The following is a 23,692-nucleotide window of genomic DNA, read 5'->3' as shown; positions in this document are numbered from 1 at the left end:
CAATCGAGCGCCGCACCGTCGAGAAGCCCGTGTTGTTCGAACTCAGGTTGCGTCGAACTCGCGCTGTGCCAGATTCGCCGACTTGCCAATGTAGATAAGCCCGTTGGTCGGCACCTCAAAAGGGGCGATCGCATCTTGGCAATTGAGAAAGAATGCATACACGCCTGGACAGCTCGGCGCACTCAGTTGTTCGGGAGTGGACGCCCTACTCAGGAGGATGTCAACGATCTGGTCGTGGAGCATGGTCGCAACCGCATAAGAGACAGTAGCCGAACACCCATGATGCCAGTGTATTTGGCTGATTTGCAACGACGTCTGGCGCGAGGCGCCGCCCTACAACCCAAAACTTGCATGATTTCGTTGGCAGGCGACGCGCGACATCGGGGGCGAAAACGGCACGGAATGGCGGCTTTCATGCGAGGGAGCCAGGGGGGCTTCTGGCCGGGAAGCGACCTTCGTCACAGCGCAAGTCCCGGTCATGCTCTCGGTGTACGATGTGCGGGGAGAACCGTCCGAGCGGGACGAGACATTGTGGAATCTCAAAGTCCATGGGGGCAGCTATGGGGTTTTCTTGCCGAAAGTTTCTCATTGCCCGTGACGATACTCTCTGGCAGCTGCCAACCACCAAATTCCAGCGGATGTTGCGGGAGCCGGCCAACCACTGCTTGTCCACTTTTGCCGGGCAACGCGCACGCATGGCCGATGTGGTCGTCGAACTGGTGGCCAGAGAGCCAGTGCGCGTCGTTCGAACGACGTTTTCCATTCTCACGTTCGATGCCGAAGGTTGCCTCGATCCAGGGGCATTCGAAAAGCAGCAATTTGCGCTCGCGGAGTCGGTCGTTGCCCCCGTCTTCGCCGCATCCGTGGATGAGAGCAAGCAACCCGTCGTTGACGCGTCCGCGCGATTCATTGCGCAAGGGGGCCAATGGGTTCCGACACGAGCTTTGGCGCGCGCGATCGATGAGGCGGCGTTGGGGCAACGACGGTGCCTACGCCTGTAGGTAGTTGCGCAAGCGCGGCGCTTTGGTAGGTGCGCATGCCGGCGTCGGCGCGCCGCCAGCGCAAGCCGGTGGGGCAGAGCGCCTCACAAATGACAGGGACGATAAGCGCCTACTGTGGCGAAGCGGGCGCGGTGAATGGTTGACCCTGTTGCTCGCCCACGGTGTGCGCATGGCGTCGGTCGTCTTCGGCGTGCAGGTAGATGCCAGTCGTCTCAATCGACGCATGCCGCAGGTTCTTCTGGATAAAGCGGATATCGGTGCCGGCGTCGGCCTGGTGCGAAGCCGCGGAATGGCGCAGCCAGTGCGTCGAGGCACGCGCCAGCGTCGCCGCGCCGACCGGATCGCTCGTCTCTAACACGGCGGCCGCCCGCCGGAACACTTCCTTCGCGATCAGATAGACCGCTGTCGGCGTGAGGTGCCGCTGCGCGTCGCCGGCAACGCTCAGGATGGCCGGGCTCAGCTCACCGGGCGCCGGCATCGGCAGCAGGCCGTGGAACGCACGATAGCGAGCAAACTCGGCCATCAGGGGTGCCCTTGATATTGCTGCAGTTTGCCGGGATAGCGACCCAGAGTATTCATGCGGGTTTCCGGGCAATGGCCAACACGATAGTCATGTAAATCAATGGGTTACTGACTCAAGATTTTGAATGTCATACGTGGCGCACGAGGCACGTATCAGGCAGCTCATTGCGTCTCCGTGTCCTTGCCGTTAATCTCGGCGGTCCGTCTACCGCTTGGGAGAAAAGCGCGATGGATCACTGGCAACTGGCGTATCTCGGCATGCGACAGATGCCGCGCGAGCTCAGCGAGTTCGAGCTAGCCACTTTCTTCACTTTCTCTCCCAAGGAGCGCGCCCTGATCGACGCACGGCGCAGCCAGCTGTACCGGCTGGCCTGCGCCGTCCACATCGGCTTTGTGCGTATGACGGGCCGCACCCTTGACGCCTCCAAGCAGGTTCCGAAATTTCTCTGGGCATATGTTGGCGCCCAACTCGGCATCACGCCACCGGATATGGGCACGCTGAGCGCCCTCTATGACCGGCGCACCGACACGCTGGTGGACCATCAGATGCTCGCCTATCAGGCGCTCGGTTTCAGCCCGATGGCTGAGCATCAGCGACGCTACGTGACGCGTTGGCTCAAAGAGCGCTTAGCGGGACAACCTAGTCGCAGTGACATGCTGCACGAGCTCAAGCGGTGGCTGTACGAGCATCGTGTTCTGATCCCGCATGACCGTGCGCTGAAACGCCTCATTAGCCAGGCCGTGGAGGTTTCCGAGGCGGCATTGACTGACGCGTTGGTGCTCGCATATGGCGAGGCATCGCTTGACGCTTGGGGGGCATTGCTACCTCGTCCGGAAGGCAATCAAGCAAGTCTGCAGCAATGGCTGTGGGCGGTTCCATTGCGCAGCTCCACGCATCAAATGGGGGAGCTGTTTGACAAGATCGAGCGGCTGTACAAGTTGGGCGTCCAACATCGCTGGCCGGCCGTCTGCAATGAGGCGGTGGTACGGCACTACGCGAGACGTTGCGCCAATCGACCGGCCTCGGTCAGCAAACGCATGGTGCAGCAATCCCGCCGCTTGGAGTCTGCTTGCTTCTTGCGCTATGCCTTGTGTGCTGCCACGGACCAGATGTCGTCCATGCTGCGCCACTGGATCCGCAAATCCGTCAACGACGCAGGACGGCTCATTGACGCTGGCCGGCCGGATCCAGAAATCAAGCTGCGAGAATTTGCGGCAGCCGTCAAAGGGCTCATCGCTGATGACACGCTCACACGAGAAACGCTCTGCCAACAATTGGATGCTTTGGCCGACGCCGCAACGAGCCAGCATCGCCTGCGAAGCCGTGCCAGCATGATTCGAGAGCAACTGCTGTTGCGGCATCGGCTTGCGAGAGCCATGCTGGGCAGGCTGGTCCAGCTGCCATTCGCCACGCAGTCCGCCCATCCAGTGATAGAGGCAATGGAGATCTTGCACAATCTCTATGCGCGGAAGGCTAATTGGCTACCAAATCGGGTTGCCGTGCGCTTCGGGCGAGCCTGGCAGCCAGTACTGGAGGGGCAGGACCGTAAGCGAGCGCTGGCCGCCTTCGAATGGGGAACGCTGTTTGCCCTGCGGGTGGCGCTACGCAATGGCTCGGTATTCCTGGATCACAGCTTCGCCTTCCGCAGCCAAGCAACCATGCTGATTTCCGGCCAGGATTGGCAGGCGCGGCGCAACCACTTCTATGGCCATCTCAAACTGCCGCAGGACGCAAGAGCATTTTTGGAACCTGTGGTCGAGCACCTCGACGCGGGGCTCGCCCGGCTGCGCGATGCCGCCGTGCGGGGCGAGCTAAGGATCGATAGCGCCATCCATGTTGATCCATTAAAGGCGAAGCGGCCCGAAGCTTCGGTTGAGGCCCTGCGGCGTGCGCTATTTGACCGGCACCCAGACGGACAACTGCCTGAAATTCTTCTGGAAATCGACAGCCACACTCATTTCAGTTGGCTTCTGCTGGGGCGAGAACCGTATTCTCGCAGTGAGCTGCTCATGGTCTACGCCGCTGTGCTCGCGCACGGGACCTCGATGTCTGCGACGGACCTCGCTCGCATGGTGCCGGAACTTTCACCAAGCGCGATTCGTCAGATGATGCGATCGTATCGCGGACGAGCGGAAACTGCGTAAAGCCGCTGATTCAGTGCTTGCTTTCATGCATCAGCATCCCATCGCCCGGCATTGGGGGCGCGCCGAGTTGGCGTCTTCCGACATGATGTCGCTGGAGACGACGCGCTCGGTCTGGCAAGCGCGGGCTGACCCACGTCGGCGTACCGCTTCGATTGGGATGTACACCCATGTCCGCGACCGGTGGGGCATTTTCTACGACCAGCCAATCCTCCTGAATGAGAGACAAGCCGGCGCCGCCATCGAGGGCGTGATTCGCCAGAATGGCGGGGAAGACGTAACGCAGCTCGCCGTTGATACCCACGGCTACACCGACTTCGCCATGAGTCTGTCACGGCTGCTCGGCTTCGATCTCTGCCCGCGACTCTCTCATCTGCGTGATCGCCGGCTGCATGTACCCAAAGGCCATGCAGTGCCGCCAGAACTGGCCGCAGTAGCGGACGCCGATGTCCGTCTGGTATTGATCGAACTTGCCTGGGATGAACTGGTCAGGATTGCGGCATCGGTCCAGACCGGCCAATGCACGGCGGTGCAGGCGCTTACACGTTTTGGCGCGGCGGCAAGGGGGCAACACGTGTATGAGGCGGGTGTGCACCTGGGACGGCTATTCCGTACGATTTTCCTCGTCGACTATTTCACCAACACCGCGTTCCGCCAGGAGATGCAGCATGCCTTGAATCGCGGCGAGGCGGTGCACACCGTCCAGCGGGCCATCCACTATGGAAAAATCCCCTTGGAACTAGCTCGGCACGATGCGTCGCTGGCAGCGGTCTCGTCTTCGTTGACGCTGTTGACCAATGCCGTGATGGCTTGGAACACGCTGCACATGCAGGAGGCTCTAGAGGCGATAGAGGCCATCGGAGGAGAATCCATGCGTGCCGAAGACCTGCGCCAGATCGCTCCGACTCGTCTGGAAGGTATCAACTTGCGCGGTACTTTCGATTTTCCGATTGCACGCTACGCGCACCGCCTACCACCGAATGCGACAAGCGTGCAGACAGTACCGTCGACCTGGCGTACAGCATGACCTCATTTACAGGTCTTTGAGCCGATGGAACTTCCCATACGGAACGGCTTTCTCCTAAGCTGATAAGTGGAGGCCGGCCTGTCAGGTTGTTTCGTCTGACGTGCCGGCCATTCCGGCAGCCTTTATAGCTAAACCGTTTGACCGCCAACAGCGAGTCTATTTCCGCAGGTCCACAACGGTGGCCTTGCCGTCGACAGAATCGAACGTCGCCGAGACCTGGTCTCCTTCCTTCAGCCCCTTTAGCATGGCCGGGTCCTTGACCGGGAAAGCCATGGTCATGGCAGACATGCCCAGGTTGGCGATGGGACCATGCTTGAGTGTGATTTTTCCAGTTGCCGCGTCAATCTTCCGCACTTCCGCGGGCACAGGCTGAGGCGCCTTCTTTGCACCCGCCGACGGCGTCATGTCCATGCCTTCCATCGTTGCGGCGGTGCCGGGTAGCGCAGCACCTATAGGGGGCGGTCTCTAGAATGAAGTGCAACACCCTGATGTTAGGGTGTTGGGATGGGACAAAGCTACAGTCAACTGGGTATCGAAGAGCGTAACTGTAGTCATCGCCTGCTAAACGAGGGGTGCAGCCTGCGTCAGGTCGCGAGAGTGGCGGGGCGAAGTCCGTCGACTATTTCACGCGAGGTTGCCCGGGCCGGAGGTCATCGTTCCTACGATGCTGCGAGCGCGCAGGGTATGGCGCTGAGAAGGCGTCGACGTGGGCCGCGCAAGCTGGCAGCAGGCACGGCGCTGCTGAAGCTGGTGAGAGCATGGCTGCGCGTGGGCTATTCACCGCAACAGATTGCAGGCAGACTCCGGCGCATGTATGCCCACCAGCCGGAGTTCCATGTGTCCCACGAGACGATCTACTGCGTGATCTACGCCACGCCGCGCGGTGAGCTGCGCCGCGAGCTAATCGGCAGCCTGCGTAAGGCCCACAAGGAGCGTCGTTCACGGGGCGCGGGGAACGATCGCCGAGGCAAGCTGCAGGATATGCGCTCGATCCACGAGCGGCCCGAGGAGGTGTTCGAGCGGCTGGTGCCTGGGCATTGGGAAGGCGACCTGATCAAGGGCGCGGGCAATCGCAGCGCAGTGGCGACGCTGGTGGAACGCAAGACGCGCTTCGTGGTGTTGGCGAAGATGGACGGTTGCGGGGCGGAGGCAGCGCTGGAGGCGTTGACCAAGAAGTTCCGTCGGGTGCCGCTGGCGCTTCGCAAGAGCCTGACCTACGACCAGGGCAAAGAGATGGCGCATCACGCAGAGCTGACCAGGCGAGTCAGTACCGAAGTGTTCTTTGCCGACCCGCACAGTCCGTGGCAGAGGCCAAGCAACGAGAACATGAACGGACTGGTTCGGGAGTATCTACCGAAAGGCGACGATCTATCGGTCTTCTCGCAGGGGTACTTGAACGGAGTCCCGAAGGCGCTGAATTATCGCCCTCGGGCGGTTCTCGACTTCGCCACTCCCGCCGAAGCCATGGCCGAAGAGATCAACAAATTACGAACTGGTGTTGCATCTCAGACTTGAAACCGCTGTCACGGCCAGCGCTGCCATCTTCTCGCGTTCCGTACTCACGGCACCCTCCTTAATAAGAGATTCAGGTAGCGAATGCCTGGCCGAATTGCCGGGCCCGCTTGACGTCATCGGTATGCAAGTAGATGGACGTGGTCGAAATTGAGGCGTGGCGCAGGTTGTCGCGCACAGCGCTCAGTTCGACAGTAAGCGCCCGGTGAACCCGTCTCGACGGGGCTACGCAGGAAGGACGGAAGCAGTCCAGCGATGTGGCAGGAGCTCCGCGATGTCGGCGGTCTTCTGAGTCGGCAGTCGCGTAAGCACGTCTTTCAGGTAGGCGTACGGATCATGCCCATTGAGCTTCGCCGACTGGATCAGACTCATGACTGCGGCTGCGCGCTGGCCAGCGCGCAGTGAGCCCGCGAACAGCCAGTTCGATCATCCAAGAGCGATAGGCCGTATTTGCCCTTCGATATGATTGTTATCGATGGGCACGGCTGGATCCTCAACGTAGCGCACGAGCGCCGCCCAGCGTTTGAGGCTGTAGTCGATGGCACGCGCGATGGCCGCGCCGTCGGGCACCCTCCGCCTTTGTTCACTAAGCCAGAGATGCAGCGCATCCAGGATTGGTCTGGCCCGCTGCTGTCGCGCTTCCAGGCGTAGTTCTGGCTCGGCGTCCCGCACCTCTCGCTCGATCTCGTAGAGCCCAGCAATGAAGCGCAGCGCCTGGCCAGCCAATTCGCTCTTGTGCTTGTCGTGCAACTCAAAGTACTTACGACGCGCGTGAGCCATGCACCCAATCTCGACGATGCCGCCGCCGAAGCTGGCCTTGTAGCCCGAGAAGTCGTCACATACCAGCTTGCCCAGCCAGCCCCGCCGGAATGCGCGGGCATGTTCGCCGCTGCGGCTGGGGGCAAACTGATAGATCACCGCACGTAATGACGAGAGTTGGCTCGGTGCGTAGGCCCACAGGTAGGCGCGATGCGTCTTGCCGTCGCCTGGCGAGAGCATCTGCACTGGTGTCTCGTCGGCATGCAGTACGCTCTGGGTCAATACCTCCGCCTGCAGTGCATCCACCAGCGGTTGCAGACGCACGCCGCAGATGCCGACCCACGCGCCCAGCGTCGATTGCGGGATCGCCAGGCCGGCGCTTGCGTAGATGCGTTCTTGCCGGTACAGAGGGAGATGGTCGCCGAACTTGGACACCAGCGTATGCGCCAGCAGGCCGGCGGTGGGGATGCCCTTGTCGATGACGTGCGGAGGAACGGGTGCCTGGGTGAGAGTCTCACATTGACCGCATACCCACTTGCCCCGGATATGACGTTCGACCGTGAACACGCCAGGGGTGTAGTCCAGCTTCTCGCTGACGTCTTCGCCAATGCGCTTGAGCGCGCAGCCGCATGTGCAAGTCTCGGACTCCGGCTCGTGACGGATCTCAGTGCGAGGCAATTGGGGTGGAAGTGCTTGGCGCTTCGGCTTGTCCTTGGGCTCCGACCTGGATGAAGGAGTCAGTGCTTCGAGCTCGGCTTCGATTGCCTCAAGGTCTGCATCGAGGGCTTCCTCCAGCAAGCTTGCCTGGGCAGATGTCCCAGCACCAGCGCATCCAGTTGCTCTCGGCACAGCGGCGTCGCGATGGCCGTCATACCGTCGGTCCAGACGAAGCGGCCCTTATTGCGGGATTCATGTTCCGAATCTTGCCAGTTCCCCGTCACTCCAACTATTGGCACAGCCCCCAATGGACGCTCGGCCCTTGTACCAAGCCACGACTAAAGCACGGTGATCGCCTCATCGCGGCCCAGGCGTTGCCAAGGCAGGGTACACCAGCACCTTGATACGCGTCGCGCGCTTGTTCGTGAAGAGATAAGCATGATGCGGTCGGGCGGCTCCGAATACCTTCACCACCCGAGCCAAGACCGTATCTGTTCCCGCTCGCATGTCCAGCGGCTCGGTAGCTAGCCAGATTGCCTCGATGCGGATCAACGCAACCACCCCTGAAGCCATTCGCCACACTCTGCTGCGGCCGATCCTGGCCAACGAATACTGATCGTCGCAGCACCGCGTCGCACTTCGATCTGTATATCCGGTATCGCAGGCGTCGGCGTGGGATCGCCGATCTGCAACGGGATGAACTCGGCTTGGGGTACTGTCATCAATGCACGGGCTTCGCCCGCGCTATCCAACGCTTGGTGTTCAGCGACCCAGCGTCGCAGCAGATTCGCGTTCACGCGATGGTGCAGCGCTACCGCCGCAATCGAAACACCCCGATGCAGGCAGTCCTGGACGGCTTTAGCCTTGAACTCGGCGCTGTGCCGACGTCGGCGTCGCGCTGGTGCGCTCTCTTCGATAGTGTTCACGTGTCCACCAAGAATTTAGATGGACACGATGCTCCTTGCTCTCCTGCTTCCCTTCAAGACGGGTTCACCGGGCGCTTACGTTCGACACCCTTCGCCAGTGCGTGCGTCGCGTGGCTGTGGCGCATCCACTGTCGTATCGCCCGTCGGAGCTTCTCTGCCAACGCTGGATGATCGCCTTCAATCGTGTTCGCTGCGAGCCTGAAGAATCGGTGCATGACTTCCCACAGGCGCAGGGGCGTGATACCGGTTTCGCCACCATCCAGGCTACCGACTATGGGCTTAGGTGGGTTCCAGCGAGCGAGGCTGACAGGGAGCCCGCGCTCCAGCAGGTGGCGTTCCAGCGCCGTCCGCGCCAAGGGCGTCAATGTAACCCTAGCGGGCTTGCCACCTTTGCCGACCAGGTGCAGCCAGTGATCGCCCGCGGCGTCGACGTCGAGATGACGCAACGCGGCATTGGCCAATTCGCTGATCCGCAGTCCCGTCGCGTATCCGAAATCCAGCAGGAAGCGAAGCCGCTGTGCGGCCGCGGCTTGCCAGCCGTACGACCACTCGAGGCCGTTGGCGATGGTGCGCACCAGCAGCCATCTCCATCGGTGAAGGCGTGGGTGATTTCCACGGCCATGGCACGCTGGTTACTGCGCACCTTGATGCCCGCCAAGGGGTTGGCCAGTACATAGCGCTGTTCCACCAACCAGCGGAACAGCGCGCTGAGCACGGTCAGCGCATGGGCGACCGAGCGCGCCGAGAGGTTGTCGACAAACGGGCGCCAGTCCGGCGACGTGTGTGGCCGCGGGGGTCCAACCCAGCACTCGCGCGGCGTGGGTCTGTGCAAAAATGTCCGATAGTCGTTGCATCCTTGGTCGTCAAGGATGAAAGGGCCTTCCCTCGCGCGACGATGGCCCACAGGATCAGCCGTTCGGCTTCCTTGCGATAGGCGCGCTGCGTGGCCGGGGATTTGTGCAGGGCCAGCCAGGCCTGGATGTCCTCGTAATCGTTGTCCATGCCCAGGATGTAGGTCGACAGCGGAGCGCGGAAGGCGCCGGCGGAGCCGTCGACCTCGTGTGGCAGCCGCAGGTGTTCCCACGGTGTCACGATGGCCCGTCGGTCAGCGACGATCAAGGCGCGGGCACGCTCGGTAAGCGCGTGCTTTAGATCACCATCGATATATGGGAGCGCAGCATGCGCGCAGCGGGTAATCGGGCCGACTGATTGTGCATTTCAATTTGAGGCCATTTGCTATGCGGTGCCCCACTGCGACAACAGGTTCCGCATGCTCGTCGCACTCGGCAGCAGCCGATCCCACCACGAGGGCGATGTTGGCGGGTCCCCATACGAGCAAGTCTGGCGCGCGAATTGCTGTTGTTGGAATGGCGTATTTCCAATACGCCGATCAAACTATTCCGAAGGAGATTTGTCATGCCACATGAGGACCTCAGAGCGTGTATTGATGCCTGTCACGCGTGCGCAGTCGCCTGCAATCATTGTGCAGCTTCCTGCCTGCGAGAACGGAACGTCGATGAAATGCGGAAGTGTATAGAGCTCGATATAGACTGTGCACAAATTTGTGCGTTTGCTGCTGCTGCTATGTCTCGCGCAAGCGAACACTCAAAGGAGATTTGCCAGCTATGCGCTCGAATTTGCGAAGAATGCGGTGCTGAATGCGCCAAGCACGCAGCGCAACATTGTCTGGACTGTGCGAAGGCCTGCGAGCGATGCTCGCAAGCGTGCAACAGTATGCAATAACTGACGCCGCAAGGCACCGAGCACCTTTTGTCGGCGCGCCGCGGCAATGTACGGGGATTCTCGCGTCGCGTCCAATGTAACTCACACCAAAACATGTAGAACTTTCATGCTCGAGGCTGGCGGGAGAGCGGCAGGTCGCAGTCCGCTCTTTTGGTCCACTTCTCCGTTCATGTGGCATTTGCAGCTAGCCCGGCGCCAGCTTCTGCGCTCCCTGCACAAACGGACAAAATACTAGTGATCTCGTGGGCGTATCTGAATCCATATCGACTCGTCATCGCTGGAATCCATTACGGGATAATGACGTGGCGGCAATGTCCTGTCAGGCACGCGTCGTGCTTGGAGAATGGGCCAACGACGATCCGCTGCCGGAACTGCAACCGGACTTCGTTGATGCAGTAAGCGCCCAGTCCCCCAGCGCAATTGGCCCGAAGGCCGAGCGCGGGCAGGCCGGGATTTTCCTTGCTGTGCACCTCCCAGCCACGTATCGAACTAGAATTTACGCCGTAACTATTCTGACGCTGCCGAAACAGAGGTGAACGCGCAATGAAAACCTTCGGACTTTCGATCCTTGTCTCGCTGCTCCTTGTGGCAGTAATTGGACTCGGAATCGCGTTCTCGGGCACTTATAGCGTGGCCGCGGATGAACCTGATTGGCGGATCACAGAAAACGTTTTGGCGATGGTGCGTTCCCGCGCCATGGAGCGGCAATCCGACGAACTGCAGCCGCCAAATCTGAACGATGCGCAGCGTATTTTCAAAGGAGCGGGTCAGTATGCTTCTATGTGTGTGGCTTGCCATCGTGCACCAGGCTTACCAGACAATCAGTTAGCGCGTGGACTTTATCCCTCGCCGCCGCGTCTGGATCAGAGCAGGGTCGATCCCAAGCACGCCTTTGTAGTGATCAAACACGGCTTGAAGATGACCGGCATGCCAGCATGGGGCGATGATCACGACGAACGTCTCGTGCCGCATGACCGCGAGCTTGTGACCAGGGGTCTTCCATCGCTGCGCAAAGGCCTCTTCATTAGCAATCCACTTTCCAGGCTCGACCGAGAAGCCAAGATCTAGCTCGGATCTGGCGCCGACAATGGTAGGTAATCGCTCGGTGTAGAATGCTAGGCCTCGGTCAATTTGTCCCACGTCGAACAGTTCTGTGTCAACGCGGGACGCCGCCTTGGCTTCCAAGCCAAGTGGTTTGATGGAGAGGGATCCAAACGCCCGAGACGCCATCAAGCCAGCCTGAAGGCCGGCCAGCGTCGCCAGCGAAGCGACGGCAACCGCGCAGAGCCTGCGGCCGCGCAGGGCGATCCCAAAGGCCAGAAAGCCACCGATCGCGAGAATGCCTACGGTGATGGAGCCCCAGGTCTGCAACGTTGCCGGATCGCTGACGTCGCGCTTCAGTAGCGCATTTGACAAGGTCGGATGCCACAGCAGGAAGCCGATCGTCACCGCGAGCACTGGCATGGCAAGAAAGCTTGCAGCCAACGTGGGGCGGACTCCGGACATAGCACGGTGCGCAAGCAGCACCGCCATCGGTGGAAAGGCTGGCAGGATATACAGCGGCAGCTTGGAGCGGGAGATCGAGAAGAAGGTAAGGACAACAACAACCCAGAGTGACAAAAACAATCTCGAATCGAAGTGCTGCGTCGCCCGAGCGCTGCGAGACCAGAAAGAGAAAGCACGAGGGATCAAGCCAATGAACGGCAGCACACCCGCCGCGGCAACGGCAAGGAAAAACCAGACTGGCTTGTCTCGCTCGTGTATCGCGGAAGAAAACCTTGCGAAGTGTTCGTGGATAAAGAAGTAGTTCAGAAATTCGGGGTTGCGCAAGGACACCACAATGAACCAAGGCGCTGTGATTGCCACCGCAAGCGGACTCCAGCGCCAGAATTTCCCGCTGAAGAACGCGGATCGCTGTCGCGTGATCGCCACGTACAGCGCCAGCGTTATTGCTGGCAATACGAGAGCGATCAGGCCTTTGGCAAGAAATGCCAGACCGACCAACAGCCAGATAATCGGGTATAAGCGATAGTCCCGACGCTGGTAAGCCACAGCGAAAACGAGAGCCGCACTGCCGAGCAGTGAGCCGACGCCGATGTCCGTCGTTGTCAGATTCGAGCCGAGAATCCATAAGGGTGCGCCGATAAGTACCGACGCTGAAGCCAGGCCAACGTGCTTGTCATAGAGCTTTTGCGCAGCCCACCATGCGACAAGTACGCCCAGCAGTCCCACAAGAGCACTCCAGATCCTTGCTGTCCATTCGGACGGCCCGAAAAGCGTATAGGCGCCGGCGGTCGCCCAATACTGAAGGGGTGGCTTGTCGAAGAACTTGACGCCATTTAACCGCGGCGTGACCCAGTCGCCCGAGACGAACATTTCCCGCGGAACCTCTGCGTAACGCCCCTCATCGGGTTCATACAGCGGGCGAATGGCTAGTGTCGACATCCAAAGGACCATTGCCAGTGTCATCGTCAAGACAGGCAAAATCCGTCGTTTTGAGAGCAGGCCCATGTAGTTACGGTTAAATTTCTGCCGATCAGACGTACGCGTCGCCTGTGCCACTTCCGAAAGCTACTCGCAGGATCGTGGTGCTGGGGCTTTGCAACGGACACGCGCTTCTTTTCGATCCCGAGTCTGCAGACCGTATTCACGGAAAGGGCTTGGGCCGCGAGGTGGCCGTTGCAATGTCTCGAACGCGATATTTTTGCATCCGGATGACAGATTTTAGGGTCCTGACCTGTCGAAAGGATTACGGGAAGATGACGTGCGGAGCCATCGACCGGGAAGTTGGGGATAGGGCGTTGTGTCGAGCGACTAAGGAGGAGGGAGCCTGACAGTCGGTTTTGCGGTTGCGCCGCGATCGCTGGACCTGAGGGAAGGCCTCTTAAGACCTTACAAACAGCGGCCGATGATCAAATGATGGCCATGGACGTCAGTCCAACCAATCAAGCGCGTGCTCGTCACACCCGGCCACCTTCAATTGGGCTTTAGTGAGCCGCATAGCACTAGAATCCATTCACGGCTCCAGCGCTCGCCCATCCAAATAACGTGATCTTCGCCGGAAGCATGTTGCCATGCGAAATCATCCACGATCTAAAGTGTGCGCCGGGCTCGACCGACCGGGCCGCGAAAATGAGCTCGGCCAGTCAAGAAGCCGCTTCCCGAATGCATTACGCACGTGCACGTAGACTGCTGGAGCTACGCCGCCTTACGCTCAGAGGGAGTTGCGGCTACTCCAGAGATTCGGGTGCCCGCCGAGGGCAGCAGTTGCGCGCCCATCCGAGTACTGAGAGCTGCTCCATGATTTCTCCATCGACCTCCACTCGGTACGAGCTGTCGGCGAGCCGCAGCCACGACGTCACTAATCCAAGCTGCATCAGGCTCTGCAAGGTCGCTTCCATCTCCACCGCTTGCAACTCAGCGGCATCTGGATCGCCGCTGGGCGCCTCCAAGACTATTGCACCATTCTGGGCCATCGCCTGTATCCTCTCGCTTTAGGAAGTCGTGCCAAGACGCGATCTTATTTTATGCGCAGTTCATTTACGCATAATTAATCGATTTACTTGCTTTCGGGGGGGCTATCCGGATGGAGCGAGCCTGGAGCGGCCCCCTGAATTGCCGGACACAGTTCCCCCTTACAATGAACTTACAGGCGGGGGCATACGACTGTGTTTCGATTGAGCGCGAGAGCTGTGAGCCGGGCAAGACGGTGTTGATGGTGGCGTGCCAGCAAGGCGGAAATCCGAATCACCTCCTTCATTGGCGCAAGCTGTACCAGGACGGCAGTCTATCGGCGGTTAGGGCTGGTGAAGAAGTCGTGCCGCCATCGAGCCTGAGCGACGCGCTCAAGCAAGTCCGTGAGCTACAGCGCATGCTGGGGCAAGAAGACCATGGAGAACGAGATTCTCCGTGAGGCAGTGGAGGTGATGACCTCGCGAAAATAATTTGCGCGCTCAACCTCATTGGCGGGGGACGACCTGTGAAGCTGGTCTGCGAAGTTCTCGGTGTAGCGCGATCAAAAATGTAGAAGAGAAGCTTGCTCGGCCTGCAGACTGGCAAGACGGGCGCAGTGCCAGGCAAACCGACGATTGGGGTTACCCCGTTTTTTCGGACAGATCTGCATTGGAATCTTAGTTCGATGGGTTGTCTCCTTGTGATGGGGCGGTGAAGGCTGAGTGTTGCGTCAGATCCTTGTCATGGGCGGTCATCCTTTCAAACTCCTGCGGGCTTCGATAGCGCAACGCGCTGTGCAAGCGATGTGGGTTGTACCAGCCTTCGATCCAAGTGAACAAGGCGCGCCGCGCGTCATCATGCGTGGCAAAGTGCGAACGCATCAGCAGCTCGCATTCGAGCGTTGCAAAGAAGCTTTCACACATGGCGTTGTCATAAGCATCGCCCGCCGATCCCATCGAGGGCTGCACCCCGGCGTACTAAGGGTGATGAGGCCCGCTGACAACTGCGGGGCGTCAAGTTTACTATGCAGAACATTGCGGCGACATTGCCGAATGGTTACGCACCAACGCATCGAACCCGACGCCCGTTCTCCGAAGCACTTGGGTTACCATGAGCTAACGCTGACGCTTCGTCAGGCAACTTCTTCTGCCGCAAAGCACTCGACGGCGGACTGCGCCGTCATCATCTCGTAATCCCCCCGACAGGTGAGCGCCCTAGAATCCCGCTGTTCGCTCTCTGCTGGCCAAGTCGCCATCCTTCGGACTCCCGCGTGAATCGCATCCTCGGCTCGTGGGGCGTCAAGCGGCGCCGCGTGAACTGCTCCATGATCCAACATCACGACGGCGACGAACCACATCCGGCATCTATGTCGTTGCGCCCTGAGAGCATTTGACCAAGCGCGGTAGCAGTGGCCACCGCACACCTGGACGGGCAGTCTCTTGAAGCGACAGATTTTCATGGCTTTGACCATCGCACTCACGGTGGTCCTCTGGATGTCCACGCTATCCGTGCGTCCCCTCTATGAACCCGACGAGGGTCGTTACGCCGAGGTTCCGCGCGAGATGTTCGTCTCCGGCGATTGGGTCACGCCGCGGTTGAACGGCATCAAGTTCTTCGACAAGCCGCCCCTGCAGTATTGGGCGACCGCCAGCGCCTATACGCTCTTCGGGCCGTCCGAGTGGACAGCAAGGATCTGGAGTGCGCTTGTGGGACTGCTGGGCGCACTCGCCGCATGGTGGGCGGCGCGATCGCTCTATGACACGCGCATAGGCCTCGCCTCAGCGCTGGTGCTCATCGGCGCTCCCCTCTGGATTCTCGGCTCGAATCTGACAACAACAGACATTGGTGTCGGCGCACTGCTCGGCAGTGCCGCTCTCGTTTTCGCCGTGGCCTACCAGAATCGGGAACCTCGCTTATACCCCCTGATCTGGTTGTTGGTCGGTCTGGCATTTCTTGCCAAAGGCCTGATTGCCCTGGTACTGCCAGGAATCACGCTGCTGCTATACGGGGCGGTCACTCGACAATTTTCCGCATTTTTTAGCGCGAGATTCTGGCGCTGGAGCCTGCTTGCGGTGGCCATCACCATGCCTTGGTTTGTCGTGGTGTCCCAGCGCAACCCCGAATTTCTGAATTACTTCTTCATCCACGAACACTTCGCGAGATTCTCGTCCTCGGTTCACGAGCGGGACAAGCCATTCTGGTTCTTCCTGGCCGTTGGTGCGGCAGGCGTCCTGCCGTTCATGGGCTTGATTCCCCGTGCTATCGCACTCCGCTCTCGCAGCGCACAGGCAACGCCTGGCTTCGACGCACGACTGTTTCTGTCGCTGTGGGTAGTCGTTGTCATTGCCTTCTTTTCGATTTCGCGCTCGAAGCTGCCGCTCTATATCCTGCCCGCCTTACCACCGGTGGCCGTCTTGCTCGCGTACAGATCCATGACTGCAGCCCGCCCCACACTGGCGGCAAGCTTTCTTGCCATGCCTGTGCTCGGCGTTGCCATCGCCGTGCTGCTATGGCATCCGACAATGTCGAATGCGGTACTGAAGCTCAATATCAGCAATCCGGCCTCATTGCATACCTGGGGCGCCATCACGATGGGCATTCTGGTCATCGGTGGCTTCCTGGCCTTTGGGATCGCCCTGCGCGGCCACAGGCTCTGCGCGGTTGCCGTCGCTTCGCTGGCGACGCTGGCCAGCCTTCAGGCTGGCTTGATGGCGTCTCGGGCGTTTGGGTCCCTCTCCATCAAACCACTTGGCTTGGAAGCCAAGGCGGCGTCCCGCGACAACACACAACTGTTCAACGTGGGCCAGATTGACCGAGGTCTGGCGTTTTACGCCGAACGAGAACCGATCATTGTCGGGGCCAGATCCGAGCTGGATCTCGGCTTCTCGGTCGAGCCCGACAAGTGGATTGCTAATGAAGAAGCTTTTGCGCAGCGATGGCTGACCCCTGGTCACAAGCTCGCGGTCATGCGGCACGAGACGTTTCATCGACTGAGACCGCTGCTCGGCGGCAACACAACTGTGATCGGACGACATGGCGTCAACGTTCTGGTGCAAAAACCATGAACATCCCATCACGATTTGTACGGTTTCTGGGCGCGGGGGCGACGGCAACCGCTACACACTACGCAACACTGATCACGCTGGTCGGTTTCGGGGTTGCAGCGCTACCGGCGTCTGCCGCCGGCAGTGTTGCAGGCCTTCTGACGCACTACTGCATCAGCAGCCGATGGGTGTTCACACCAGTCCGACCACAACGCGCCACTTTCGGACGGTTCATTCTCGTTTCCGCGCTGGCGTTCTTTCTTAACTCACTTCTGATGTGGGCTGGACTAGCATTGGGGCTTCACTACCTGGTTGCTCAAATCCTCTCGACAATTTTCGTCATGTTGGTCAACTACGTACTCCATGCAAATTGGACGTTCATGAATGGAGCGATGCGATGAATGCCGCCAGCCTGCTGCCAGAGAAGATCTCGGTCGTCGTACCGCTCTTCAATGAAGAAGCTGTCCTGCCACAGTTTCACTTTCGGCTTCTCCGCGTGATGGATGGATTGGCATCGGACTACGAGATTATCTACGTGGACGATGGCAGCCGCGATCGATCACTGGCGGTTGCACACAATCTCAAGGCGGCCGAAGCGCGCGTCGGCATTGTCGAGCTGAGTCGCAACTTCGGCAAGGAAGCCGCGCTAACGGCGGGCCTCGACGTGGCAAGCGGCGACGCCGTTGTGATCATCGACGCCGATCTGCAGGATCCGCCCGAACTGATTCCGTCGTTGATCGAGAAATGGCGCGAGGGGTTCGACGTGGTGTACGCCACGCGCACTTCCCGGGATGGCGAATCGTTCCTCAAGAAGTTCACCGCGCACTGGTTTTACCGCCTGATGGGCAAGCTCAGCGATACGGAGATTCCGGCCGACACCGGCGACTTCCGCGTCATGAGCCGTCGTGCCGTTGCCGCACTCGGACAACTCCGGGAGCAGCACCGCTTCATGAAGGGGCTGTATGCCTGGATAGGATTCCGGCAGACGGCCGTCTTGTATCGGCGTGACGCGCGGGCATCCGGGACGACCAAGTTCAACTACCGCAAGCTGTTGCGTTTTGCCGTGGATGGCATCACTGCCTTTTCCACCGTGCCGCTCAAGTTTGCAACCTCGATCGGCCTGCTTGTTGCCGTTCCCGCCTTTGGCATGGCCGCCTTCATCGTTGGCAAGACGCTGCTCTACGGCGACCCCGTACACGGCTACCCATCCATGATGACCGCCCTGCTTCTGCTGGGCGGCCTGCAACTGGTTTTCCTAGGCGTGCTCGGGGAATATGTTGGGCGTCTGTTCAATGAAGTCAAGCGGCGGCCGGTGTATCTGGTGGCAAGCTATACGGCGCCGATCGGCCCCGGCACCCCCACCGCTGAGCCGGGGCAGGTGGCCGCAGCGACACGGGGTGGCACCCCGCCTGCAGCAATCTTTCACGCACCCGGATGCCCGGAAGGCAAAGCTCCTGGCCTCCCCGAGGCTCCTCAGCGGGATGCCATCCTCACGGAAACCCTTGCGCCAAGCCGATAGACAGCCCGCCTTCCATGCGCTCTCACGACATGGCCAGCAACTATCGGGATCATGACGTTTTCGAAAGAAAGAGCCTCGTATTCAACTTATTCCGTTCTTCGCATCCACCGACCATTGACCCTGTAGTCACTACAGACTATTTACTACAGGCATTGGCTGACGCGTAGCAGCGCAAGTCGTCGCAGCACCCGACACCACGGGGCCGCAGCGACGATCCATCCACTTAGGAGGAATGATGGGTTTCTTGGAAAGGCTCATGGGCCGTCACAGCGGCGGTCATCACGGCGGCGGAAGTGAGCACGGTCGTCGAGGAGGTCATCATGATGGTGGCGGCAGCTACGGCTATGGGAATCCTTTGCCACCACAAAGCCCCGCCGGCGTCCACTGCCCCAACTGCGGCACGGTGAGCGCCCAGGGCGCGCGCTTCTGCCAGCAATGCGGCAGTTCACTGGCTCCGGCGCCGTGCAGTCGATGCGGCACCTTACTCCCACGCGACGCAAAGTTCTGTGGAAGTTGCGGCAATGCCGCCAAATGAGTCGGCGGCCATAGCTGCCGCCGCATCTGGCATCGCCATCATTGCGGCCGGGGCCCGTCATGGGGATTTGTCGCGATAGGCTAGCAGTCGAAGCGCATTGAACACGACGATCAGCGTCGACCCCTCATGCATGGCCACGGCGGGCCCGATACCGAGGCCGAGGATCGTGGCTGGCAGAAGGAACGCCACGACGCCGAGGCTGATATACACGTTCTGAAGGATGATGGCCCGCGTATGTCGGCTTAAACCGACCACAAAAGGCAGGTGTTGGAGGTCGTCGGCCATCAGCGCAACATCCGCCGTTTCCAGTGCCACATCTGAACCTGCCGCACCCATTGCGATGCCCACCGTGGCGTTGGCCATTGCCGGCGCGTCGTTGACGCCGTCGCCGACCATGGCCACTTTGGCTTCCGCGCGCAACGTCTGGATGGCTTTGACCTTGTCCTCAGGCATCAGATCGCCCCAGGCTTCATCGATACCTACGTCCTTGGCGACGGCTTCGGCTGCGCGCTGGTGATCGCCGGAGATCATGATCATGCGTGTGATACCCAGCCTGCGCAGTGCCTCGAGGGCAGCGCGCGCCGAGGCGCGCGGCGTGTCCATCAGCCCAATGGCGCCGAGGTCCCGATCTCCCTGCCTGACGATCATTGTCGTGCGGCCAGTGCTGCGCAGCGTCTGCACTGCGCTCGCCATCGATTCGCTAAGCGGTGCAATCCCGTCGGCGCCGAACATGTCAGGCTTGCCAATCCAGACGGTCTTACCGCACAACGTCGCCGTGACCCCGCGTCCGGTCAAGCTTTGGAGATGAGACGCTTCCGGGATGGAACTGCCTTCCAGGCGCTTGCGGCCATCGCGGGCAATGGCCGCAGCCAACGGGTGGTCGCTGAGCGACTCCACGGCGACCGCTACGCTCAACAATTCCGCTTCAGCTACTCCTTCGGCGACCATCACATCGGTAATACGGGGGCGCCCCTCCGTCAGCGTCCCCGTCTTATCGAATGCAATGGCTTTCAGTGAACCCAGGTTTTCGAGCGGCGCCCCGCCCTTGATCAGTACACCCCCTCTAGCGGCGCGCGCTACCCCCGACAGCACCGCGCTCGGTGTCGCGATGGCGAGCGCGCATGGGCTGGCGGCAACCAGCACCGCCATGGCGCGGTAGAAGGTCGCACTGAACGGCTCATTGATCACTAGCCCTGCAAACAGCAGCAATACCGCCAGCACAAGCACTGCAGGAACAAAGATCCGTTCGAACTTCTCAGTGAACCGCTGGCTCGGTGACTTTTGCGCTTCGGCCTCGTTGACCATCTTGACGACTTTCGCCAGGGCGCTGTCCGTGGAAAGGCGCGTCACTTCCACTTCAATGGCGCCGGCGCCATTGATGGTTCCGGCGAACACGCGGGACACGGCCCCTACGGCATCGGGCTTCCTCCTGGCTGCGGCGGCGTCATCCACGGGCTGCTTGTCGACCGGGATGCTTTCGCCAGTAACCGGCGCTTGATTGACTGCGGAAGCCCCCTTTACCAGAAAACCATCGGCGGGGAGGCGTTCGTTCGGCCGAACCACCACCACATCCCCCACCTGCAATTCCTCGACGGGGACCTCTCGTACCTCGCCTTCACGCCGCACACTTGCTGTAGCCGGTGCGAGCGCCGCCAACGCTTCGATCGCCCGCTTGGCGCGCCCCATGGCGTAGTGTTCGAGCCCGTGGCCGAGACTGAACAAAAAGAGAAGTAGCGCGCCTTCCGCCCAAGCGCCTAACGCCGCCGCCCCTGCGGCGGCTACCAGCATCAGTGTGTCGATTTCGAACTTCTTTAGCCGGAGGTTCTCTATCGCTTCCCGAACGGTATAGAAACCACCAAAAAAATACGCGCCGACAAAGAAGGCAACCGGAATCCATGCTGGCAGGCTGCCGAACAGCTTACCAACGGCAAATCCGAGACCAAGCAAGGCCCCACAGATCAGGGAGAAGATTAGCTCAGTATTCGGGCCAAACACGCTGCCGTGTGCGTGGGCCTCATGCCCCTCGCCTTCCCCATGTGCATGATCCTTGACGCCTTCGCGGTGTTCATGGTCTGCATGACCGCTCTTCCGGGCACCGATCTCAACCGGCGCGAGCCCGCGTTTTGACAGGGCCTGCTCGATCCCTGCCGCGGAGATCCGATCGTTGTCGAATTCGACGCGCGCTATGCCGGAGGCGCTGACTTCGGCCTCGATGACGCCGGGCAAGGCCCGCAGTTGGCTAGCTACGGTTCGCGCTCGTCGTTCGTGCCAGACGCCCTTCAATTGCCAAAGCACATGACCAAACCGCGACGAAATCACCGCACCCGTGCTTGTCACCAGCTCCCGGATGCGGGCAAGGGAAATCGCTGCGGGATCGTAGTGGACACATATCTGTGAATCGCTATCAACATTTGCAGTTTTTATATGCGCCGCCTCGACGCCCTCTTTCCCTCTCAGTTCGGACAGCAACCGTTCTACACAGGGATCAGAGGAATCGGGAAGGCCAGGAAGCAAGACAGGAATGTCCAGGCGCAGCTTTTCGGTCATTGTCGCGGGCTCCAGTCAGTCTGAATCGGCATTCACGCCGTTGCACACTATTAGCAACTAGTGTGCCCCGCATTGCAACAACAAAGCTCAACGAGTCAGCGCCCCAATGCCCCGCCGTAATGCGTTGGTAATGTGCCCGCAATCTGAGCGTACTATCTTGCGGATGACAGGATCCTCATGTCATCCGTCCAGGAACCATACAGATGATTAGCGCCGTCGCATGCTCTGCCTTGCTGGCCTACGCTTTGCCGGCTCCTGCGACCGGTGATCGACTCAGCGAGAAGCCGACCCAGTGGCACACCCTCGCCATTGGACATTCAGACACGGGATACGCCTCCCGCGACCAACGGGTTGCCTGGGCGGCCAACCCGCGACATCGCACAGCCAAACATCCGTCGAAGCAGGAATCCGCAGCGAGCACACCGGAGCCGTCTTCCAGAGACGCGTCCAGCGCTGTCGCCGCACCCAAGCCGCCCTGCCAGTAGTCGCGGTTTCCCCGCTAGGGCCGCATGTCCTGGTAGAGCTTGAGCATGTCCTTGTACTCGTCGGCAGTCTTTTGAATGGAGAACCGCATCCGCAGCGCGTTCTCTGCAAACGCCACACGCTCGACGTCCATCTCCACGGTGTTGCCGTCCATACTCGACTGCAGGGGGACGCGATACATCAGATCCTCTTCCAGCGCGGGCTTGCTTGCCTCGATGTGTCGCGGCGAAGTCATGGTCATGCCCGCAAAATTCTGGCCACTGCCCATCACCCTATCCAACTCGGCGCTGAAGTCGATATCGCGCGCCTTGTAGTTCGGCGTATCCGCATTTGCAATATTTGCAGACAGCAGCTCGAACCTCCGTGTGCGAAGTCGCAGCGCTTGCTCATGAACGCTGTCTTCGCTACGCGCCCATTTTGCGACGTATGGCGTGTCCATCCTTACTCTCCAACTAGATCGGAACCCGCAGCGTATTGCAAAGGCAGTCGATCTTGCTTCGAGAGAAGCGACCTCTTTTCGTGAGTTTCCCATTACCGGCCCGCAATGTTCGCGCGCACACAGGTTGACGCGTCCGCGCGAAAGCCATGTCAATCCACATAACCCCGGTACGTTCCACCTTGTCGTCATCACGCGACGAAGTGACCCCACGTAATTACTTCGCAATCTGACCGTCATCTGCAGATTTCTATACTCGCCCCCACCAAATTAATTTCGGGTCTTAATGAGGAGAATCCATGAAGATTAGTCGCATTGCCGTCGCATCCCTCGGTCTGTTCGCTACAACCGCATTCGCTCAATCGAGCGTCACGCTGTATGGTGTGGCCGACGCGGGTATCGAGTATCTGAGCAACGTCCCATCGGCTTCGCCCGGTGGCTCGAACCAGGTTCGCATGACCTCCGGCAACATGTCGACGTCGCGTTGGGGCCTGCGTGGCGTCGAAGACCTTGGCGGCGGTCTGAAAGCCATCTTCGAATTGGAAAGCGGCATTTCGTTCGACACCGGCGCACAGAACAACAGCACCCGTCTTTTTGATCGTAGTGCCTTCGTAGGATTGGGTAGCAAATATGGTCAACTGACGTTGGGTCGTCAAACGACACCAATGTATGACACCACGCTGCAACTCGACCCGATGGGCTTCGCGCCGCGCTACTCGCTCTTCAAGATGGATGACGTCTTGGCGGGTCGCGCTGACAATGCTATCAAGTACCGTGGCATCTTCAGTGGCCTGACGGTCACCGGCCTCTACAGCTTTAGCCGCACCGGCGGCGGCGAAGTGCCGGGGAACTACAAGGTCGATCGAAACATGGGCGTATCGCTCATGTATGAAACCGGCGCCCTCGCTGTCGGCGCGGTGTACGACGAGATCCAGGGCAGCACCGTCGCCACGGCCGACCGCAAGGACCGCCGCGCTCTAATTGGCGCGAGCTACGCTTTCGGACCGGCTAAGGCATTTATTGGTTATCGCTGGTACAACGGCAATGTCGGTGCGCTGCCGACGAACGGTTCTAACATTTACTGGGCCGGCCTGCGCTATGGCCTGACGCCCGCACTGACGCTGACCGGCGCCGCCTACTACACGGACAGCCGCAATTCTGGCGCAGACCCGTTCCTGTTCGTTGCCTCGGCAGATTACGCTTTCTCGAAGCGTACCGATGTGTATATGAACGTCGGTTATGCACTGAACCGCGGCAACTCGCAGCTGGGCATGAACGGCTACAACTCGACGACCGGCAGCCCGACCAACGTTGTCCCTGGCAAGGATCAGACCGGCGTCGTCGTAGGCGTACGCCACAAGTTCTGAGCGAGCTCAAAAGAATCGA

Annotated in this window: 15 protein-coding genes and 8 pseudogenes; 9 read left to right on the top strand and 14 right to left on the bottom strand. The window is 60.2% G+C overall.

All coding sequences use genetic code 11. From position 1 onward, the window contains the following. Positions 1-42: 42 nt before the first annotated feature. The 3 genes and pseudogenes from BKK79_RS40890 to BKK79_RS36400 all read right to left on the bottom strand — a co-directional run. Entirely contained in the window at positions 43-243 is a 201-nt protein-coding gene (locus tag BKK79_RS40890; protein ID WP_017514740.1) for a hypothetical protein, read from the bottom strand. 296 nt (positions 244-539) lie between these two features. Next, positions 540-917: a hypothetical protein gene (locus BKK79_RS40885; RefSeq protein ID WP_157128667.1), complete on the bottom strand. Its 378-nt coding sequence runs from the start codon at positions 915-917 to the stop codon at positions 540-542. A 193-nt stretch (positions 918-1,110) separates the two neighbouring features. Continuing rightward, a pseudogene (locus tag BKK79_RS36400) lies at positions 1,111-1,527 on the bottom strand (tyrosine-type recombinase/integrase); the annotation flags it as partial. 224 nt (positions 1,528-1,751) lie between these two features. On the opposite strand from BKK79_RS36400, the pseudogene BKK79_RS36395 reads away from it, so the two are divergent. After that, positions 1,752-4,692, top strand: a pseudogene (locus BKK79_RS36395) (Tn3 family transposase). Between the two features lie 156 nt (positions 4,693-4,848). Here BKK79_RS36395 and BKK79_RS36390 read toward each other — a convergent pair. Beyond that, positions 4,849-5,112: a copper-binding protein gene (locus BKK79_RS36390; protein ID WP_011229361.1), complete on the bottom strand. Its 264-nt coding sequence runs from the start codon at positions 5,110-5,112 to the stop codon at positions 4,849-4,851. Between the two features lie 84 nt (positions 5,113-5,196). On the opposite strand from BKK79_RS36390, the gene BKK79_RS36385 reads away from it, so the two are divergent. After that, a complete protein-coding gene (locus tag BKK79_RS36385; RefSeq protein ID WP_011229360.1) occupies positions 5,197-6,207 on the top strand; it encodes an IS30-like element ISRme10 family transposase in 1,011 nt (336 codons plus the stop codon). A 70-nt stretch (positions 6,208-6,277) separates the two neighbouring features. Here the strand turns inward: BKK79_RS36385 and BKK79_RS41350 are convergent. The 5 genes and pseudogenes from BKK79_RS41350 to BKK79_RS36375 form a co-directional block, all read right to left on the bottom strand. Further along, positions 6,278-6,394, bottom strand: a pseudogene (locus BKK79_RS41350) (site-specific integrase); the annotation flags it as partial. A gap of 35 nt (positions 6,395-6,429) precedes the next feature. Continuing rightward, positions 6,430-7,773 (bottom strand): annotated as a pseudogene (gene tnpC, locus BKK79_RS36380) (IS66 family transposase); the annotation flags it as partial. A 204-nt stretch (positions 7,774-7,977) separates the two neighbouring features. Continuing rightward, complete coding sequence (locus BKK79_RS39765) at positions 7,978-8,127, bottom strand: IS66 family insertion sequence element accessory protein TnpB (protein WP_231138527.1); 150 nt, start codon at positions 8,125-8,127, stop codon at positions 7,978-7,980. A 41-nt stretch (positions 8,128-8,168) separates the two neighbouring features. Then, on the bottom strand, positions 8,169-8,546 hold the full coding sequence (gene tnpA, locus BKK79_RS39760; protein ID WP_011229357.1) for an IS66-like element accessory protein TnpA: 378 nt from the start codon (positions 8,544-8,546) through the stop codon (positions 8,169-8,171). Positions 8,547-8,626: 80 nt separating this feature from the next. Then, a pseudogene (locus BKK79_RS36375) lies at positions 8,627-9,686 on the bottom strand (tyrosine-type recombinase/integrase); the annotation flags it as partial. 1,146 nt (positions 9,687-10,832) lie between these two features. Here BKK79_RS36375 and BKK79_RS42450 point away from each other — a divergent pair. Continuing rightward, positions 10,833-11,186, top strand: a pseudogene (locus BKK79_RS42450) (hypothetical protein); the annotation flags it as partial. Here the strand turns inward: BKK79_RS42450 and BKK79_RS36370 are convergent. Further along, entirely contained in the window at positions 11,115-12,758 is a 1,644-nt protein-coding gene (locus BKK79_RS36370) for a glycosyltransferase family 39 protein (RefSeq protein WP_223277462.1), read from the bottom strand. The pseudogene BKK79_RS42450 and the gene BKK79_RS36370 sit on opposite strands and share 72 nt — an antisense overlap. Before the next feature lie 761 nt (positions 12,759-13,519). Then, the gene (locus BKK79_RS36365; RefSeq protein ID WP_008650714.1) at positions 13,520-13,765 is read right to left on the bottom strand and encodes a hypothetical protein; all 246 of its coding nucleotides are present in this window, start codon (positions 13,763-13,765) and stop codon (positions 13,520-13,522) included. 164 nt (positions 13,766-13,929) lie between these two features. On the opposite strand from BKK79_RS36365, the pseudogene BKK79_RS39745 reads away from it, so the two are divergent. Further along, positions 13,930-14,378: pseudogene (locus tag BKK79_RS39745) on the top strand (transposase); the annotation flags it as partial. Between the two features lie 41 nt (positions 14,379-14,419). On the opposite strand, the pseudogene BKK79_RS39740 reads toward BKK79_RS39745, so the two are convergent. Beyond that, positions 14,420-14,716 (bottom strand): annotated as a pseudogene (locus BKK79_RS39740) (integrase core domain-containing protein); the annotation flags it as partial. Between the two features lie 483 nt (positions 14,717-15,199). On the opposite strand from BKK79_RS39740, the gene BKK79_RS36360 reads away from it, so the two are divergent. The 4 genes from BKK79_RS36360 (at position 15,200) to BKK79_RS39730 (ending at position 18,840) form a co-directional block, all read left to right on the top strand. Beyond that, positions 15,200-16,807 (top strand): glycosyltransferase family 39 protein, encoded by a 1,608-nt coding sequence (locus BKK79_RS36360; RefSeq protein ID WP_008650720.1) that lies wholly within the window; start codon positions 15,200-15,202, stop codon positions 16,805-16,807. Further along, positions 16,804-17,187, top strand: coding sequence for a GtrA family protein (locus tag BKK79_RS39735; RefSeq protein WP_008650722.1), 384 nt, complete (start codon positions 16,804-16,806; stop codon positions 17,185-17,187). Before BKK79_RS36360 ends, BKK79_RS39735 begins: the two co-directional genes overlap by 4 nt. Continuing rightward, positions 17,184-18,305: a glycosyltransferase family 2 protein gene (locus tag BKK79_RS36355; RefSeq protein WP_008650723.1), complete on the top strand. Its 1,122-nt coding sequence runs from the start codon at positions 17,184-17,186 to the stop codon at positions 18,303-18,305. Before BKK79_RS39735 ends, BKK79_RS36355 begins: the two co-directional genes overlap by 4 nt. 232 nt (positions 18,306-18,537) lie before the next feature. Continuing rightward, entirely contained in the window at positions 18,538-18,840 is a 303-nt protein-coding gene (locus BKK79_RS39730; RefSeq protein WP_008650724.1) for a zinc ribbon domain-containing protein, read from the top strand. A 57-nt stretch (positions 18,841-18,897) separates the two neighbouring features. Here BKK79_RS39730 and BKK79_RS36350 read toward each other — a convergent pair whose 3' ends face one another. Both BKK79_RS36350 and flgB read right to left on the bottom strand, forming a co-directional pair. Beyond that, positions 18,898-21,387, bottom strand: coding sequence for a heavy metal translocating P-type ATPase (locus BKK79_RS36350; RefSeq protein WP_011514822.1), 2,490 nt, complete (start codon positions 21,385-21,387; stop codon positions 18,898-18,900). A 499-nt stretch (positions 21,388-21,886) separates the two neighbouring features. Then, complete coding sequence (gene flgB, locus BKK79_RS36345; protein WP_008650726.1) at positions 21,887-22,309, bottom strand: flagellar basal body rod protein FlgB; 423 nt, start codon at positions 22,307-22,309, stop codon at positions 21,887-21,889. A 296-nt stretch (positions 22,310-22,605) separates the two neighbouring features. Here flgB and BKK79_RS36340 point away from each other — a divergent pair, with 296 nt between their 5' ends. Continuing rightward, a complete protein-coding gene (locus BKK79_RS36340) occupies positions 22,606-23,673 on the top strand; it encodes a porin (protein WP_011229350.1) in 1,068 nt (355 codons plus the stop codon). Positions 23,674-23,692: the final 19 nt, after the last annotated feature.

The sequence above is a fragment of the Cupriavidus sp. USMAA2-4 genome, assembly GCF_001854305.1.
In the GTDB taxonomy this organism is placed as follows: Bacteria; Pseudomonadota; Gammaproteobacteria; order Burkholderiales; family Burkholderiaceae; genus Cupriavidus; species Cupriavidus malaysiensis.
The sequence above is the reverse complement of the archived record's forward strand: the minus strand, read 5'-3'. Positions and strand labels throughout refer to the sequence as shown.